This is a genomic window from Nitratireductor sp. XY-223 (assembly GCF_004959855.1).
GTDB lineage: Bacteria > Pseudomonadota > Alphaproteobacteria > Rhizobiales > Rhizobiaceae > Hoeflea_A.
Genome location: NZ_SPNT01000003.1, coordinates 543,313 through 558,524, shown reverse-complemented (window position 1 = coordinate 558,524; position 15,212 = coordinate 543,313). Strand labels below are relative to the sequence as shown.

General features: G+C 60.7%; 17 protein-coding genes. 12 read left to right on the top strand and 5 right to left on the bottom strand.

Annotation, left to right across the window (positions count from 1 at the left end):
• Window positions 1–29 precede the first annotated feature (29 nt).
• The 4 genes from E4M07_RS14265 (at window position 30) to E4M07_RS14250 (ending at window position 4,832) form a co-directional block, all read left to right on the top strand.
• Window positions 30–962, top strand: coding sequence for a ring-cleaving dioxygenase (locus tag E4M07_RS14265; protein WP_136659009.1), 933 nt, complete (start codon window positions 30–32; stop codon window positions 960–962).
• Between the two features lie 112 nt (window positions 963–1,074).
• Window positions 1,075–1,776, top strand: coding sequence for a hypothetical protein (locus E4M07_RS14260; protein WP_136659008.1), 702 nt, complete (start codon window positions 1,075–1,077; stop codon window positions 1,774–1,776).
• Window positions 1,777–2,053: 277 nt separating this feature from the next.
• Complete coding sequence (locus E4M07_RS14255; protein WP_169054218.1) at window positions 2,054–3,673, top strand: L,D-transpeptidase family protein; 1,620 nt, start codon at window positions 2,054–2,056, stop codon at window positions 3,671–3,673.
• Between the two features lie 142 nt (window positions 3,674–3,815).
• Window positions 3,816–4,832, top strand: a complete 1,017-nt coding sequence (locus E4M07_RS14250; RefSeq protein WP_136659006.1) for a hypothetical protein — start codon at window positions 3,816–3,818, stop codon at window positions 4,830–4,832.
• A gap of 37 nt (window positions 4,833–4,869) precedes the next feature.
• On the opposite strand, the gene E4M07_RS14245 is transcribed toward E4M07_RS14250, so the two are convergent.
• Window positions 4,870–5,310: a DUF4399 domain-containing protein gene (locus tag E4M07_RS14245; protein ID WP_136659211.1), complete on the bottom strand. Its 441-nt coding sequence runs from the start codon at window positions 5,308–5,310 to the stop codon at window positions 4,870–4,872.
• A 186-nt stretch (window positions 5,311–5,496) separates the two neighbouring features.
• Between E4M07_RS14245 and blaOXA the strand changes: the two genes are divergently transcribed.
• From blaOXA to E4M07_RS14230, 3 genes are all read left to right on the top strand, one after another.
• Window positions 5,497–6,297 carry a class D beta-lactamase gene (blaOXA, locus tag E4M07_RS14240; RefSeq protein ID WP_136659005.1) on the top strand — a complete coding sequence of 267 codons (801 nt, stop codon included), beginning with the start codon at window positions 5,497–5,499 and terminating at the stop codon, window positions 6,295–6,297.
• Window positions 6,298–6,466: 169 nt separating this feature from the next.
• Window positions 6,467–7,660, top strand: a complete 1,194-nt coding sequence (locus E4M07_RS14235) for an MFS transporter (protein WP_246660469.1) — start codon at window positions 6,467–6,469, stop codon at window positions 7,658–7,660.
• Between the two features lie 136 nt (window positions 7,661–7,796).
• Window positions 7,797–8,459, top strand: a complete 663-nt coding sequence (locus E4M07_RS14230; RefSeq protein ID WP_206057257.1) for a cupin domain-containing protein — start codon at window positions 7,797–7,799, stop codon at window positions 8,457–8,459.
• 24 nt (window positions 8,460–8,483) lie between these two features.
• Here the strand turns inward: E4M07_RS14230 and E4M07_RS14225 are convergent, their stop codons facing one another.
• Both E4M07_RS14225 and E4M07_RS14220 read right to left on the bottom strand, forming a co-directional pair.
• Window positions 8,484–8,945, bottom strand: a complete 462-nt coding sequence (locus tag E4M07_RS14225; protein WP_136659002.1) for a hypothetical protein — start codon at window positions 8,943–8,945, stop codon at window positions 8,484–8,486.
• A gap of 18 nt (window positions 8,946–8,963) precedes the next feature.
• A complete protein-coding gene (locus tag E4M07_RS14220) occupies window positions 8,964–9,419 on the bottom strand; it encodes an alpha/beta fold hydrolase (protein ID WP_169054234.1) in 456 nt (151 codons plus the stop codon).
• 119 nt (window positions 9,420–9,538) lie between these two features.
• Between E4M07_RS14220 and E4M07_RS14215 the strand changes: the two genes are divergently transcribed.
• The 3 genes from E4M07_RS14215 to E4M07_RS14205 all read left to right on the top strand — a co-directional run bounded on the left by E4M07_RS14215 (window position 9,539) and on the right by E4M07_RS14205 (window position 11,713).
• On the top strand, window positions 9,539–10,531 hold the full coding sequence (locus E4M07_RS14215; protein ID WP_136659001.1) for a helix-turn-helix domain-containing protein: 993 nt from the start codon (window positions 9,539–9,541) through the stop codon (window positions 10,529–10,531).
• 142 nt (window positions 10,532–10,673) lie between these two features.
• Window positions 10,674–10,991, top strand: a complete 318-nt coding sequence (locus E4M07_RS14210; RefSeq protein ID WP_136659000.1) for a hypothetical protein — start codon at window positions 10,674–10,676, stop codon at window positions 10,989–10,991.
• A gap of 140 nt (window positions 10,992–11,131) precedes the next feature.
• Entirely contained in the window at window positions 11,132–11,713 is a 582-nt protein-coding gene (locus E4M07_RS14205; protein WP_136658999.1) for a hypothetical protein, read from the top strand.
• A 25-nt stretch (window positions 11,714–11,738) separates the two neighbouring features.
• On the opposite strand, the gene E4M07_RS14200 is transcribed toward E4M07_RS14205, so the two are convergent.
• Window positions 11,739–12,419, bottom strand: a complete 681-nt coding sequence (locus E4M07_RS14200) for a GntR family transcriptional regulator (protein ID WP_136658998.1) — start codon at window positions 12,417–12,419, stop codon at window positions 11,739–11,741.
• Window positions 12,416–12,709, bottom strand: a complete 294-nt coding sequence (locus E4M07_RS14195; protein ID WP_136658997.1) for a hypothetical protein — start codon at window positions 12,707–12,709, stop codon at window positions 12,416–12,418. The genes E4M07_RS14200 and E4M07_RS14195 overlap by 4 nt, the downstream gene beginning before the upstream one ends.
• On the opposite strand from E4M07_RS14195, the gene E4M07_RS14190 reads away from it, so the two are divergent.
• Window positions 12,708–13,601, top strand: a complete 894-nt coding sequence (locus tag E4M07_RS14190; protein ID WP_136658996.1) for a dihydrodipicolinate synthase family protein — start codon at window positions 12,708–12,710, stop codon at window positions 13,599–13,601. The genes E4M07_RS14195 and E4M07_RS14190 overlap by 2 nt on opposite strands.
• A 69-nt stretch (window positions 13,602–13,670) precedes the next feature.
• Window positions 13,671–14,930 (top strand): FAD-binding oxidoreductase, encoded by a 1,260-nt coding sequence (locus E4M07_RS14185; RefSeq protein ID WP_136658995.1) that lies wholly within the window; start codon window positions 13,671–13,673, stop codon window positions 14,928–14,930.
• Window positions 14,931–15,212: the final 282 nt, after the last annotated feature.

Below are 15,212 nucleotides of genomic sequence, written 5' to 3'. Positions count from 1 at the left end.
CAGTGCAAATCGCGAGCGCGGGGCTGAATATGAGGAAGCACATCAAGGGTCTGCATCACGTCACCTCACTGGCGAGAGACGCACAACAGAACAATGGGTTCTTCACCCAGATCCTCGGTCTTCGCAGGATAAAAAAGACCGTCAATTTCGACCGCCCCGATGTCTACCACCTCTATTACGGCGACACGGTTGGAACACCGGGCGCCGTTATGACCTATTTCCCGATCCCCGATATCAAGAACGCGCGCGCCGGCACCGGCGAAGTCGGAACAACCGTCTTCGCAGTACCGGATGGGTCGCTTTCCTATTGGCAGGACCGCCTGGAGGGCCTCGGCATCGAGGACTTGACGGAGGCCGTTCGCTTTGGCGAAAGGCGTCTCGGCTTCCGCGGACCGGATGGCGACGGATTTGCGCTTGTCGAACAAGCCGACGACAAGCGCGCACCCTGGGAGGGATCAGATGTGTCAAGCGACCATGCTATCCGCGGGTTCCATTCAGCCACGTTGCGGCTCGAAGAGGCGGGCCCGACGGGCGAATTGTTGACATTCATGGGGTACGAGGAACAGGACAGCGACGGCAATAATCACCGGTACCGGATGGCTGACGGGAATGGCGCCGATATTATCGACATCTCCGCCATGCCGGGCGCCGAGCCGGCGGTGCAAGGAGCGGGTTCCGTGCACCACATCGCCTTTGCGGTCGACAACCGCGAACAGCAGCTCGAAGTGCGCGAGGCGCTCGCCGGCGCCGGCTACTCGGTCACGCCGGTTATCGATCGGGATTACTTTTGGGCCATCTATTTCCGCACTCCCGGCGGCGTGCTTTTCGAGATTGCCACGGCGGAGCCGGGCTTCGACAGGGACGAGGACCGCGATCATTTGGGCGAAGCTCTGAAACTCCCGACGCAACACGCGCATCTGCGGGAAAAGCTTGAACGGGAACTGCCGCCGATCACAGACTAGCGCAAGACTTGGTTAGCCGTGATAATCTTTTGTTACCGCAGCCATCATGAAAGTTCGTTACAAGTGCGGAAACGATGGGAGGCGACTGAGAAGCATGAGGCATCGCTTGTGGATGTTCACGCTGGTGCTGGCGGCCTGGGCGCTGTGCGCGCAGGCGTTTGCCCAGTCGGCCACCCTGTACGAAGGCCCTCTGCCCGTCAGGATCAAAGACCGTTTGTTGACGGTGCCGGTTGCCGTGAGCGGCGAAGCTTCGGCGAACAATGGCGAGGAGGTGCTGCTCCACGCGGCAGCCGCAACCCGTGATCTCTCGCCGATCCTGAGAGAACAGCTTCAGGTCCTGGCCGACGACAATGTCAGCGCCTGCGAATTGCGCATCACCGTACTGGAGGCCGATGTCGGCGCAAACGGCCAGACACTTATCCTGGCCGCAACTGTTGGCGCCGAGGCCTGGGTGTGCACGTCCTTCCTCAAGACGCGGCTCGGATCCGAAACCGCCCGCATCATCGCTGAGGTGACGCCGGAAATCCGGGACGGGCGGCTTCATCTGCAACCTGGCACGCTCAGGATAGACGGCATCGGCGACCTCATCGCTTCGATCGGCGGCGACCGGGTCTTGCAGAGTCTCTTTTTTCAGGCGGTTGACCGTTTCAACAACGACCCCGAGCTGACGGCCCTTCCCGGCAAGCTTGCAGACGCCGGTTTCGCTTACCAGGCTGTGGCCGTCGAATCCGCCGGAGTGCCGAGGCTAAGGGTGACTATCATCGGCCCCAACGACCTGGCTAATCTGGCAAGGATCATTGCCGGGATCCGGTAAGCCTCTGATTCAAAGCCAGAAAGTCGCACTCCTTGCCGATGGGCGGCACCGCGGCGGTCGTCCATCCGGCCAAACGGATCATCTGACGGCGATGTCATTTGACATCCGTTGCGCTTTGGTGTCGCCTTGGCGCGGGGATTCTGTGGGTGGAGAACGGTTTCGTGGGCACTGTGCCGCTGGCAATGTGCGACGGACGCAGGGAGCAGAGGCTGTGAGGAGCAAAATCCTATCCGCTGTACTGGGTGTATCGGCCGCGATATCCGTGGCGGCCATAGCGATGGCGCAGACTGAAGAGAGCCAGTCTGAAGACGCGCCGACCACGGTCGAACAGGTCATACGCAAAAGCGGCATCGATGAGCGAAGCGGCTCGCCTGAATGGTACCTGGCCATGCAGACCAGGCTGTACCTGCCCCAGGAGGGTTTTGAATCGGACACACGCCGCGCCGAGAGAATCGCACTCTGGTACGAGGAGCGCGACTTTGAGCCCTTGTGGATCCGCAACGGAAAAGCGACCAACGCGGCCAAGGAAGTGGTCTTCGCGCTTCTGAACGCGCATGAGGACGGTCTGATTCCGTCGAACTACGCCGCCGACCGGATCTTCCCGAAACTGCAGAAGGAGGCGGAGGACGGTCTGGCGGACTTCGAGGTCTCGCTGTCCTATGCCGTTTCCCTCTACGGCCAGCATCTGCGCAGCGGCCGTGTCAGCCCAAACGACATAAACCGCGAACTTGTCCTCTATCCGGAGGAAATCGCAGCGGATGTCTTGCTCCAACGGGTGGCGGATGCCGGCGATCCGATGGTTGCTCTGCGCGGATTCGCACCGGGAACGGACCGGTATGACCGGATGAAGAAGCATCTGATGCACCTTATCGTAGTGCGTGCGACCGGAGGCTGGACCGCGGTGCCGGACGGCAGCGCCCTGAAGCCCGGCATGACAGATCCGCGCGTTCCGGCCCTGCGGCAGCGGCTGATCGAATCGAAGGATCTCGACGACGGCGCCCATCAGGGCGATGCCTATGGCGGTGCGCTCGTCGAGGCTTTGAAGCAGTTTCAGTTCCGCATGGGACTGGAGACCGACGGTGTCGTCGGACCGGCCACGCTGGAGCAGTTGAACACGACCGTCGACCAGCGCATCCGGCAGGTCGAGCTCAATCTCGAGCGACGGCGCTGGATGCAGGCCGATTTCGGTGACCCTTACGTGTTCGTCAACCTGGCAGACCAGGTGGTCAAGTATGTCGAAAACGAGAAGACCATCCATGCGGCCGTGACCCAGGTCGGCAAGCCCTATCACCGCACGCCGGTATTCTCGGACGAAATGGAGTATCTGGAGTTCAATCCATACTGGAACGTGCCCTACTCCATCGCCACCAAGGAATATCTGCCGAAACTCAAGGCCAACCCCTACGCACTGGCGTCACAGAACATCCACGTCCTTGCCAACGGCAAGCGCATCGATCCGGGTGGCGTTTCATGGGGCAGCTATTCACGGGACAGTTTCCCGTTTCGGCTGCGCCAGGAACCCGGGCCGAAAAACGCGCTCGGCCGGGTCAAGTTCATGTTTCCCAACCAGTTCAACATCTACATCCACGACACGCCGTCGAAATCAAACTTCGATCGGGCCTCTCGCTATTTCAGCCATGGCTGCATTCGGGTCGAGAATCCTTTGAGGCTGGCGGAGGTGGTGCTTCAGGCGCAGGGAATGTCGCGGACCGACATCGACAATATCATCAATTCTGGAAAGCGGCGGGTGGTACGACTGGAGACCCCCCTGCCCGTGCATGTCGTCTATCTGACAGCCTGGGTGAACAAGGACGGATCGGTGCATTACCGTCGCGACGTATACGGCCGCGACGAAATCCTGCAAGCGGCCCTCGGTGTCGAAACGGTGTCTCGTTGACCGGCATTTGCGATGAACGGCACGGGCTGTTTCGTTTTCTGAACCTGTGTGGAATGCGATGGAATTTACTACCTAAGGTTCTATTCACACGGAAAATCGCCTATTCTCAGCATACTTGCATCCATCGTGGTTGAGGCCCGTCATGCGCAATTGGCTGTTTTCTGTTCTGGTAATGCTGTGGGCGGTCTGTGCGCAGGCAGATGTGATCCCTGGCACCCAATATGACCACGGCGTGTGGATCGGAGCAGCGTATACCAGCGCGACAACTGGCAAATTCGACCACTGTGCGGTCAGCGCCAAATTCAGGAGCGGCGACAGGCTCTATCTGTCTTTGAATTTTGATTCAACACTCACCGTCGGCATTACGAATTCATCTTTTCGGTTCACAGCCGGCGAGAGCTTTCCGATCGTTCTGTCCGTTGACAATCGGAAGCTTTTCGGTGGCCGGGCGATGGCCCGCTCCGAGACTTTTTTGATCGTGACATTTGAAGAGATTGAAGCCCTGATTCCGGCCCTGAAACGGGGCAGCCAAATGCGGTTGGAATCCGACCCCGTTAAGGGGATCTACAGTTTGCGCGGATCCAGCCGAGCGCTCGATGCGACGTTGAAGTGTGCAATCGACAACAGCGACTATGCGGAAAAACCGGCGGATACCGCTCCATTGTTTGACAAATCTCTATTGTACCAGATCGCAACCGGAATGATTGCAGAAGTCGGGGCAACCGACTTTGTTTATCTGACGGACAAGGAAGTTGAGGAACTTGGATTCGTAGGCGCGGTCGTCTGGAAGTCGGTATCCGCGGGTGTCGTCGGGGTTGTCCTGCTAACTCCGGCCGGCGAAGGCGAGGAACTGCATGACAGCGATTCTGCTGACATCGAGGAATTGACACGCGGATGTTCGGGAGACGTGCTGTCGGGCATCCGTTCCGTCAAATCCAGCGACCTGCCAACAAGAGAAATAAGGGTCATCTGTACGGACGAGAAAATCGTCGAGGAAACGATCGCGTCAAAAGTGCTTCTCGATGGTGCCGTATTGTACACGATGCTTGTCTTCCTGGATCGAGTAGACGACCCGGCACTGGACGGCCGGGACCGCATTCAGTTGAGCGACGATATCCGTCTGCGCGCGGCATCGTTTGTCAGGTCGGAAGGACGGTAGTTATCCGGGGCCTGATCCGGTTCAGGCCCCGAAAGCGCTATTCGACGGTAATCGTGATGACTTGCGATGTGACCGGCTTGGCGTGCGGTATGTGATTCCTGTCGCCGAGCACCAGTTGGAGCGTGTGCGCGCCGGGTGCAAGCTCAATGGTTGCCTCAGTCTGCCCGCCTCCGTAGTGGATATGATTTTCATCGGCCGGCAGGGCGTAGTCCAGTTCTTCAGTACCGTCCTCTCCCTGGCCAAGCGGCGGGCGGTCGATGAGCAGGTGATGGTGGCCTGTATTCGGCTTGTCGATACCGGCCGGTGCGATTCCCATGCCGCTCAATCCGAACTGGATCAAAACGGGAGACTGCACCGCGTCGCCATTGTTCAAATTGATAAAATAGACTTCCGCCTCGTCCGCGGACGGCGTTTCGCCGGCAAATGACGGTCCTGAAATTGCCAGAACGGAAGCGAGCGCGAATATGGATTTTTTCATAATTTCCTCATTGAAATATTGACCTCGCCCCCGCACGTTGGGTCCGGCAGCCCGGATCCAACCGCCTCCAATAGGTAGGTGCCAACCGGACAGGCCGCAATACGAAGAAAGCGTTTCGCCGGTCAATTTTCGACACGATTTGCCTGCAATACGTAGCCGACAAAAAGAACCTGGAGACTGAAACAAATGAGGCCATTGCACCTCTTCGTGCTGATCCTGGCCGTGATCGTGCTGCCGCTGTCCGGCAACGCCGCGGACAGGGTCGTCGATCACCCGGAACTGGCGGCGTCTTTTGCCGGCCGAAACATCGAGGGCGCGTATGTATTGCTGGATACCGCTACCGGCGCGCTGCATGCCGTCAACCCGTCGCGGATCGAAAGGCGCAGATTCCCCGCCTCGACGTTCAAGATTGCAAACAGCCTGATCGCACTCGAAACCGGTGCCGTTCGGGATGAAAACGAGATCATCCCCTATGGCGGCAAGCCGCAGCCGGTGAAGGCATGGGAACGGGACATGCCCATGCGCGATGCCATCCGGGTCTCGAACGTGCCGGTGTTCCAGGAACTGGCCAACCGAATCGGCGCCGAGGCCTATGCGGAATGGCTTGCCCAGCTCGATTACGGAAACCGCGAGACCGGGAACAATGCCGAAGCGTTCTGGCTGCGCGGACCGCTCGCGATCAGTCCACGCGAGCAGGTGAAATTCGTCGCTGCGCTGACGGCGGGCGAATTGCCGGCATCCGCGAAGAACCAGGCCAAGGTTCGCGACATGCTTCTGATTGAACGGAACGGAACGGCTGCGCTTTTCGGAAAATCCGGCTGGAGCACCTCTGCCGATCCGCAGATCGGGTGGTGGGTCGGATGGGTTGAGAGGAACAACGCGCGCTTCGTTTTCGCTCTGACCATCGACATAAACACCCGCAAGGACGTTGACCAGCGCGAGCCCCTGCTCAGGGACCTGTTGCGGGCAATGGATGTCTATCAGTGACCCCGTCCGGCGGCGCTGAAGCCCCTGACGGAGATTGCGCGTGCGTGAGGAAGCCTTGACCAACGCCGGCCCGGCGCGTTATGGCCCGTACACGCTCTGCTTGCAGCGCGGATTCGGCGCCCATTGAATACCGACAATTCCAGACGCCTGGAGACATTCAGCCGTGCGAATGGCAGTCCGGCCGGACCGGCAATCATCGCTGATTTTGGCGCTCGTGTTCATCGGCGGCCTGAGCGCGTCGTCGCTGGTGCCGATGATGAGCCTCTTCATCGTCGAGGGGCTGGGCCGGGAACCCTGGCATGTCAGCCTTTACTCCGGGATCGTCATCGCGCTGACCATGCTGGTTAACCGGATATTCGGCGAACGCATCGATCGCGGAACAAATATCGCGCGGCTGTTGCTCGTCTCCATCCTGTGTTTCCTGGTGGGAACAACGGGCCTCGCCCTGATCCAGTCCTATGTATTGCTCATATCCGGAGGCGCGCTGTTCCTCGGCCTGTCGAACGCCGCGCTGTCGACCACCTTCACCTATGGTCGCCTGCATGCCGAAAAGGCCGGACTCGATACGACGATCTTCAATTCGTGGCTGCGGATCGCCGCCTCTCTCGCCTGGATGATCGGCCCGGCGCTTTCGTTCACGGTGATCGGTGTGTGGGGATTTCGGACTACATTTCTTGTCTCGGCGGCGCTCGGTTGCCTCTGGCTCGTCGTCTGGCACTTCGCCGTTCCGAAGGATTTCCTGTCCCCGCCCCGTCAGGCAAAGACCGAAAAGGGCGGTCTCGGTTCCGACCGGCTGTTACTGGTCGCGGCGGCGGCCTGCGTGTTCTTCTCCCTGACGAACTCGCTATACATCATGGCCATGCCCCTGTTTTTCGTTCAGGAGGTGGGCCTGCCCTACTATGCGCCCGGCCTCTCGTTCTCCACCAAGTGTTTTGTCGAGGTGCCGGCGATCTTTGCGGCGGGTCTGCTCGCCAAGCGCATCGGCGAAAGAAACGTGCTGTATATTGCAGCCATCATCGCCGTCGCGACCTTTCTTGCGATATCCGAGATCAGAACGGTGCCGCAAATGATCGCCATTGCCGCCTTCGAGGGCCTCTATTACGGCCTCTTCGCCGGCGTGGGCATCACATTCGTCCAGAGTTTTGCCGGCGGCCGGACAGGCCGGGCGACATCGATGTATGTCAACAGCCTGTTTCTCGGCGGCGCCATCGGCGGCATATCGATGGGGTTTGTCGCCACCGGCTTCGACTACCGGACGGTGGTTTTCGTCAGCGCCGGCTGCGCCTTTTGCGCGCTGCTCACCCTTTTCGCTACGCGCGGCGCTGATTCCAGGCGTGACCCGGCGGTCGCCGATACAAACTGAAAGTCTCTTGGGCATTCCCGGCCGGCGAGCCGGCACGATTGACCTGCAGACGGCATCCGCTAAGTGATTGGTTGCAACGACGAGATTGAGGTTCCTGCCCGCCGATTGCGTGAGCGGACAACAACGGGAGATGCGAATGCGCGTACGCGACGATTTTTCAAGCCGCGCGGTGGTGCGGCCCGAGGACTACGAATGGGTGCATTCGCCGGCGAATGGCGTTGACCGTATGATGCTCGACCGCATCGGCGAAGAAGTGGCAAGAGCCACGACGATCGTCCGCTTTGCGCCCAATTCCTATTTCGACGCGCATACCCATGGCGGCGGCGAGGAGTTTTTGGTTCTCGACGGCGTGTTTTCCGACGAGAGCGGCGACTTTGCTGCGGGAAGCTACGTGCGCAATCCCATCGGCACGAGCCACAAGCCGCATACGGAAGATGGCTGCACGATATTCGTCAAGCTGCACCAGTTCGATGACGACGACCAGGATCAAAAGCACATCGACACGAAGAGTGCGCCGTTCCAGCCCGGCCCGGTGGACGGCATCTCGGTGTTGCCGCTTCACCAGACCGCGAACGAGACCGTCTCGCTTTGGCGTTTCGAACCGGGCACCAGTGCGGCCCTGCACCAGCACCCGGGTGGTGAGGAGGTTCTGGTCCTTGAGGGAACGCTCCAGGATGAACATGGCGCGTATCCGGCCGGAAGCTGGATCAGGAACCCGCATCTCTCGGAGCACGCACCCTATTCGGATGAGGGTTGTCTGCTTTATGTCAAAAGCGGGCACCTGGCGCCGCCCTCCTAGGACGGCGCCAGCGCTTGGCACGCGTCAGGCAAGCCCGGCGAGGATGTTTGCCAGTTCGGCGGGTTTCGAGAACATCACTTCGTGGGACGCCTCGATGTCCACCAAGTCCGTCTGTTGCGACGGCCAGGCGGCATTCATGTCCGCAACGATCGCCGCGCCGGTGCTCGGCACCACCGTCTGGTCCTGCGTGCAGCGGATATAGGTCCTCTTGATACCGGCGAAACCGTCGGCGAACTCGGCCGCATCGCCATAGATCGATACCGGTGCGTCCGGCGTCAGGAGGTGCATGACGGTGGCCAGAAGGCCGTCGTCGACATCGGCCGCCAGCGCCTCCTTCAGGAGGGCGAGATATTCGGGATCGGTCGACCGCGTGTCGATCCGCAAGGCCCCGATAACCGCCGGGTCGGCCACGATCGCCGGACCCAGTTTGCTGTTCTTTTGCTGATCTTCCAGTTGAAGATAGGCGCCGGCCGGTTTGCCGGGCACCGGGGCGAGCGCGGCGATTTAGGCAAGTCCGTCGAACAGCTGGGGTGAGCCGGCGGCCGCGAAGGTGATCGGAACGCCTCCCATGGAATGACCGACGGCTATGACTTTCTCGGCCCCGGCCGCCCTTGCCCTCTCGGCACCTGCAACCACGGCGGCCGCGTATTCGCCGATGCCGATACCCGCGAGCGGCGACGGTTCGGTTGCGAATGCCGCGGCATCGAGCGGCCGGCCTCCGAATGTTCCCGGAAGTCTCGCATTCAGGCCATGGCCGGGCAGATCGATGGCCACCGTCATGTGTCCCGCGTCGTTGAGGATCGGCTCGACCTGTCCCCAGCACCAGCCGCCGTGCCAGGAACCGTGCACGAACACGTAGGCGGTGGCGGAGCCCGCCTGCGCCCTTGCTTTGCCGACACCCGATACCGTTACCAGCGCCGCGCCCGCGGCGGCGCTCTTCAGAAATCCACGCCTGTCCATCATTTCCTCCGTATTGCCTCCCTGTCGTCGGCGTTATTATAATCCCATGCCACCGGCAGCGTTATCCGCCAAGCGACGGAGGCAAGCCGGGGCAGCAGTCAAAAAAGGACGCATTGCCAGTGGGTTACACTCAAGATTGCACCGAAAACGAAATACCGCTTGCCGTCACCGACCAGCGGTTTGACGATTTCGACGCGCAATCCGAGCAGCTCAGCGGGCACGACCAGGACTACTGCCAGCTTTCGTTCGGCGCCTTCAGCGGCCGCTTCGTTTCGGCCTTTCTGGACAACGGGATCTCCCTTCATCTGGAAACGGCCAATCAGGCGCTGGAACAGCGCATCGGCTGTCCGAAAGACACGGTCAACATCGGTCTTGTTGTTGACAGCGAGCGATCGTTCATGGTCAACGGCGAAGCGCTGGACCGGTCCGGCATGCTGCTCACTCCGCCGGGTGCGGAACTCAATATGTTCAGCCCTGCCGGATCGACGATCCTGGCAATCTGTCTGGAAAGGAACCGCATTCGCGAATGGAGCGGCGCGGAGGATCTGCAGGACCCGTTTGCGTCGACCGGCGCCGACGTTTCGGTCCAGGTCGCGCCTTCCGTTGCGGACAGTCTGCGCATCAGCGCACTGCGCATACTTCGCACCGGCCTGGCTGCCGGCTTTGAAAATGGCCCGATGCCGGACAATGTTCCGATCGGTCGCCACCTCATGTCGGCGGTCCTGGCGCAGCTTTCGCTTCACCAGGCCATCGCCTCATGGGCCCGCCCGGCCATGGCCGACAGGTCCGCACTGTTCGAGCGCGCACGGACGCTGCTACTCGAACAGCCCGACGGAGAGATCGACTATGCGATGTTGCGCTCGCAGCTTGGCTGCAGCGCGCGAACCATCCAAAAGGCCTTTTCACGGCACACGGACATGAGCCCGACGCGCTATCTGCGCACCGTCCGGCTGAACCGGGTCCGCAGGATGCTGCTTTCCAAGTCTCACAAGCACTGTTCGATCGGTGACCTTGCTGCCCGCAGCGGGTTCTGGAACTGGAGCCGCTTTTCCGGATTCTACAAGCAGCAATTCGACGAATTGCCCTCCGAAACGCGCCTCAAACTGCAGTAGCGGACGCCAATTGGCATTGCCTGGAATACGCCAAAATCGGTATATTGAACCATCTTCCATTCAGTGTGTGATCCGGACCCGGCCGCCATCGTCCCGCGGTGCCAAAGACGCGTCACATCCACGAACCGTTTCGGTCTGTCAGATGCTCGATACCGAATATTTCTTTGAGGAATTGCCCGTTGCCATCGGTGATACGGAGATCGCCCTGTGCACCGGCACGGCGCTGCTGGAGGGCGAGACCGGCATTCACGACTACGGATTTTCAGTGACCGGAATTGTCCTTGAGGGCAACCTGGTCGGAAGCTACCGCGACAAACGCACCGTCCGGCTCACCCGCAACAGCAGCGATCCCTTCTGCGCTCTGCTCTTTCAGCGCCTGGCGGACCGCATCGAAACCGACAGGGCCGCCGCGGACCATTTTTACATCGCGATGCGAGAATTGCGGGAACCGGCTGAATAACCGGTGCGAAACACCGCATATTTCAAAGGTACTTGGGAAATATTGTTTATTACAGCAACCGCCAAAGTCACGCCGCAAAAGGCTGGAAGTATCGCACGCAGAGGCTGCATATCCGCCAGCCGTACAAGGGAGAGGACCGAATGCGCACGATATTGCTGTTGACGATGACATTGGCCGGAACCGTGGCCGCCACGTCCGCCTTGGCGCAAGCGCCCACGCCTGCGCAGCAGCAGGCCATCCGATCAAGTTGTGTTGCCGATTACCGGGCCAATTGCTCAAGCGTTCCGACCGGTGGCATGGACGCGCTGATCTGCCTCGAGCAGCATGAGGACAAATTGTCGCCGGCATGCAAATCGGCGGTGGAAGCCGTCGATCATGGATCAGGATCCGGCGCGTCCGCGACAACCACGGCCGCTGCACCGGCTAGCAGCGGCACCGAAGCTGCCGCTGGCGACGCCAAGGCTGCGGCAGAAGCACCGAAGGCTGAAGCGAGCGCACCGGCGACATCCGCCGCCCAGGCACCGGCATCCGGCGGGCACACGATGTCGCTGCGCCAGGAGATGCGGCTCGCCGCGCGGTCCTGCGCCCGCGACTACCGCGTCCTTTGTCCGAACCTGCCGGTCGGTCAGGGCAACGTCCTGTTCTGCCTGAAGGTCCATGCGCAACGCCTCTCGCCCCGTTGCCGGAACGCGCTGCTGGAGGCCGGCGAGGTCTTGCAGTAGGCCGTCATACGCAAGGGCCGCGCGGTCAGATTCGCGACTGCTGGCCTTTGTTCTTTTCCAGGAAATCGATCAGCGTGTGCTTGGCGCCCTGAATGTGCTGGCGCGTGCGCTCTGCGGCCAAGGCAGCGTCGCCGGATTCGCAGGCCGACAGGATTGCGAGGTGTTCCCGGTTCGCCAGGTCCAGACCATCCGTCATCAATAGCTGTGCGCGCAAATATCGCTCGACGCGGTCAAGCGCGTTGTCGATGACCTTGAGATGGTACGTCAGCCCGCTGTCCCTGTAGAGGGCATAGTGCAGACGGCGGTTGAGTTCCCCCCATTCAAGCGGATCGTCGCTGTCCATGAAATCCTGGCAGTGCTGGCGCGCCTCAAGCAGGGAAGCTGATGTCATTTTCGGCACGGACGCCGCGATGACCTCGCCTTCCAGCAGGCTGCGGAAGTCGAATATCTCAGCGGCCTCTTCCGCCGACAATCCGGCAACCACCGAGCCCCGATAACGACGGCTTTCAACCAGACCCTGCTGCTCCAGGCGCGTCAGCGCCTCACGCACCGGAATGCGGCTGGTGTTGAACAGCGTCGCGATTTCGTCCTGGCGCAAAGGGTCGCCGTCATTCAGCTCGCCTTCGATAATCGCCTGCCTGAGCGAATCGAAAATGATCGATGCCGCCGAGGTGGTCTTGCCGATATCCACAGCCCGAAGCTTCAAGCCGATTCTCCCGTTTCAACTATCAAGACGTTCATTTTAATGGTTTTTCCGCATTTCAATTCCGCCTTTTCAGCACCCTTGGTCTTACTGACCATAACACAGTTCTTCAATTTTGAATATTGAATATTGGATCCAATCTTGGTAATGAGAATGCCATTGGGACGTGTTTTACGGCAAACGGTCCGGCCGGTTGCACTGGGCAAGGAGCCGGGAATCGGCACAATCAAATGATCGCCGGTGCAGCCTGAACGGCCCGGCAACGTTTCGCCAGCAAAGATGGGGATTACCATGTGGCAGGGAGTCATTCCGGCGGTTACGACGAAATTCAAGGAAGACGGCAGTCTTGATCATGCGGAGATGGAGCGGTGCTTCGCCTACCAGATGGAGGCCGGCTGTCACGGGCTTGTGGCGTGCGGAACGCTCGGTGAAGGCAATATGTTGTCACAGGAGGAACGCCTGGAGGTCCTGCGCCTTTGCAAGCGGGCAACGGCAGACAAGCCGGCCCTTTTGACCATCTCGGAACCCGGAACGCGCGAGGCCTGCGCGCTGGCAAAAGAGGCCGCATCCGCCGGTGCGGACGGCGTGATGATCGTTCCCTCTCCGATCTATCACACGAGCCGGTCCGAAACGATCGCAAACCTGCGGGCAATCGCCGAGGCAGCCGATCTGCCGGTCATGATCTACTCGAACCGGGTCGGATACCGGGTCGACGTGACGCCCGACATGATGGAGGAACTGGCGGACGACGCGCGGTTCGCGGCAATCAAGGAAAGTTCCGACGATATCCGCCGGACGACGGAGATCTTCAATCGGCTCGGCGATCGCTTTGCCGTCTTCACCGGTGTCGACAACCTGGCCTACGAGGCCCTGACCGCCGGCGCCGTCGGCTGGATTGCCGGCCTCGTCGTGGCGTTTCCAAGGGAAACCGTGGCCATCTATGAGTTGGTGCGCCGGCAGCGTTACAGGGAGGCGCTCGAGATCTATCGCTGGTTCCGCCCCCTGCTCGATCTCGATGTGTCGACATTCCTGGTTCAGCAGATCAAGCTCGCCGAGGTCATCGAAACCAACTCGAACGACCGTGTGCGACTGCCGCGCCAGCCGCTGTCGGGAGAACACCGGGCAAATGTTGAACGCACAATAAAACTAGCAATTGAAAGCCGCCCGACTTTGCCGCATTTTTGACGCGGGGAGGGAGAATATTGCGCCGACTTCCGCGACGGAGCGCGGAGGCCGGGGGTAACTGGGCGAATTATGGAATTTTCAGGCGACAGCCGGCCGGATGTTATTGTTGTCGGCGCTGGTATCGTGGGACTGTCTGCGGCTTTCTCTCTTCAGTTAAAGGGCTATTCCGTTCTGCTTCTGGACCGCAAGGGTCCGGCGGCCGAGGCCTCGCGCGGCAATGCCGGCGCCTTTGCCTTTTCGGACATCATCCCGCTGGCGACGCCGGGGATCATGCGCAAGGCGCCGCGCTGGCTGCTGGATCCGCTCGGCCCGCTGTCGGTTCCGCCACGCTACGCATTCAGGCTCCTGCCGTGGATGTTGCGCTTCTGGCGCGCCTGCCGCCCAGAGCGTGTCGAAAGCGGGATCTTCGCACAGACCGACCTGATGAACCTTTCAAAACACGCCCTGTTGCCGTTCCTGAGAAAGACGGGAACCGGCAGCATGCTTCGACGCGACGGCAACCTGCAGGTCTATGAGAGCCGGGCAGAGTTCGAGGCATCCCTGCCCTACTGGGATGCGCGCGAACGCTGCGACATCCCGTTCGAGCATGTGCACGGATCCTACGCCATTTCGGAATACCAGCCGGGCCTCGACAGGCGCTTTGTTTCTGCCACCTTCACACCGGAATGGTACTCCATTTCCGATCCCCTGGAATATGCGCTGACCATTGCCGACATCTTCGACAATCGCGGCGGCCGCATCGAGATCGGCGAAGCCGTCGCTATCTTTCCGCGGAACGACGGAGCCAGCGTCCGATGCGCGGATGGCAGGGAGTTCGCCGCCGACAAGGTCGTGATTTGCGCCGGCGCGTGGTCGCACAAGCTGGCCCAGACGCTCGGTGAGCGCATTCCGCTTGAAACGGAGCGCGGCTATAACACAACGCTTCCCAACGGAGAGTTTGACCTGCGCACGCAACTGACCTTCGGCGCCCACGGTTTTGTTGTCTCGAGACTGAGTTCGGGCATACGCGTCGGCGGGGCCGTCGAACTTGGCGGTCTGTCCGCACCGCCGAATTTCCAGCGCGCCGACGTTTTGCTGGCGAAAGCCAAGTCGTTCCTGCCGGACCTTGTTACCGAAGGCGGCACCCAATGGATGGGTTTCAGACCGTCCCTGCCCGATACGCTTCCGGTGATTTCGCCGTCCAGAAAGAGCGACAACGTCATTTACGCCTTCGGCCACGGGCATCTGGGCCTGACACAGTCTGCCGGAACGGCCATGCTGGTAACCGATCTCGTCGAAGGCGAAGACCCGTCGATCGATATTCACCCGTTCCGGGCGGACCGCTTCTGATAACGACATTGCGGTTGGGTGGTTGGCGGCGTTAGCCGGCGGGACGTCACGCGGCGCCGAAATTCGATGCGCAGCGAAGCCCTGCGGGTAAACGGGTCAGGTCGTTTGGAGAATTTCGCTGCGCACAAAAGGAAAGACGCTGGCCACAGCCAGCGCCCCCCTGTTCGAGCGCGTTAGTCAATCAGTTGTTCGCGTTGACCGTTAGGCCTCTCGCGAACCCTGCGTCAACTGCCGCGTCCGCTGGCCAACTGCCCCATTAAATGAAGCTTCTGGCCGGTGCGG

Excerpts from the sequence above, each read along its gene's own strand:
- E4M07_RS14205 (WP_136658999.1), top strand. The coding sequence starts at position 11,132 with ATGCGCACGATATTGCTGTTGACGATGACATTGGCCGGAACCGTGGCC.
- E4M07_RS14265 (WP_136659009.1), top strand. The coding sequence starts at position 30 with ATGAGGAAGCACATCAAGGGTCTGCATCACGTCACCTCACTGGCGAGA.
- E4M07_RS14185 (WP_136658995.1), top strand. The coding sequence starts at position 13,671 with ATGGAATTTTCAGGCGACAGCCGGCCGGATGTTATTGTTGTCGGCGCT.
- E4M07_RS14255 (WP_169054218.1), top strand. The coding sequence starts at position 2,054 with ATGGCGCAGACTGAAGAGAGCCAGTCTGAAGACGCGCCGACCACGGTC.
- blaOXA (WP_136659005.1), top strand. The coding sequence starts at position 5,497 with ATGAGGCCATTGCACCTCTTCGTGCTGATCCTGGCCGTGATCGTGCTG.
- E4M07_RS14210 (WP_136659000.1), top strand. The coding sequence starts at position 10,674 with ATGCTCGATACCGAATATTTCTTTGAGGAATTGCCCGTTGCCATCGGT.
- E4M07_RS14245 (WP_136659211.1), bottom strand. The coding sequence starts at position 5,310 with ATGAAAAAATCCATATTCGCGCTCGCTTCCGTTCTGGCAATTTCAGGA.
- E4M07_RS14220 (WP_169054234.1), bottom strand. The coding sequence starts at position 9,419 with ATGGACAGGCGTGGATTTCTGAAGAGCGCCGCCGCGGGCGCGGCGCTG.
- E4M07_RS14235 (WP_246660469.1), top strand. The coding sequence starts at position 6,467 with ATGGCAGTCCGGCCGGACCGGCAATCATCGCTGATTTTGGCGCTCGTG.
- E4M07_RS14195 (WP_136658997.1), bottom strand. The coding sequence starts at position 12,709 with ATGGTAATCCCCATCTTTGCTGGCGAAACGTTGCCGGGCCGTTCAGGC.
- E4M07_RS14260 (WP_136659008.1), top strand. The coding sequence starts at position 1,075 with ATGTTCACGCTGGTGCTGGCGGCCTGGGCGCTGTGCGCGCAGGCGTTT.
- E4M07_RS14230 (WP_206057257.1), top strand. The coding sequence starts at position 7,797 with ATGCGCGTACGCGACGATTTTTCAAGCCGCGCGGTGGTGCGGCCCGAG.
- E4M07_RS14250 (WP_136659006.1), top strand. The coding sequence starts at position 3,816 with ATGCGCAATTGGCTGTTTTCTGTTCTGGTAATGCTGTGGGCGGTCTGT.
- E4M07_RS14190 (WP_136658996.1), top strand. The coding sequence starts at position 12,708 with ATGTGGCAGGGAGTCATTCCGGCGGTTACGACGAAATTCAAGGAAGAC.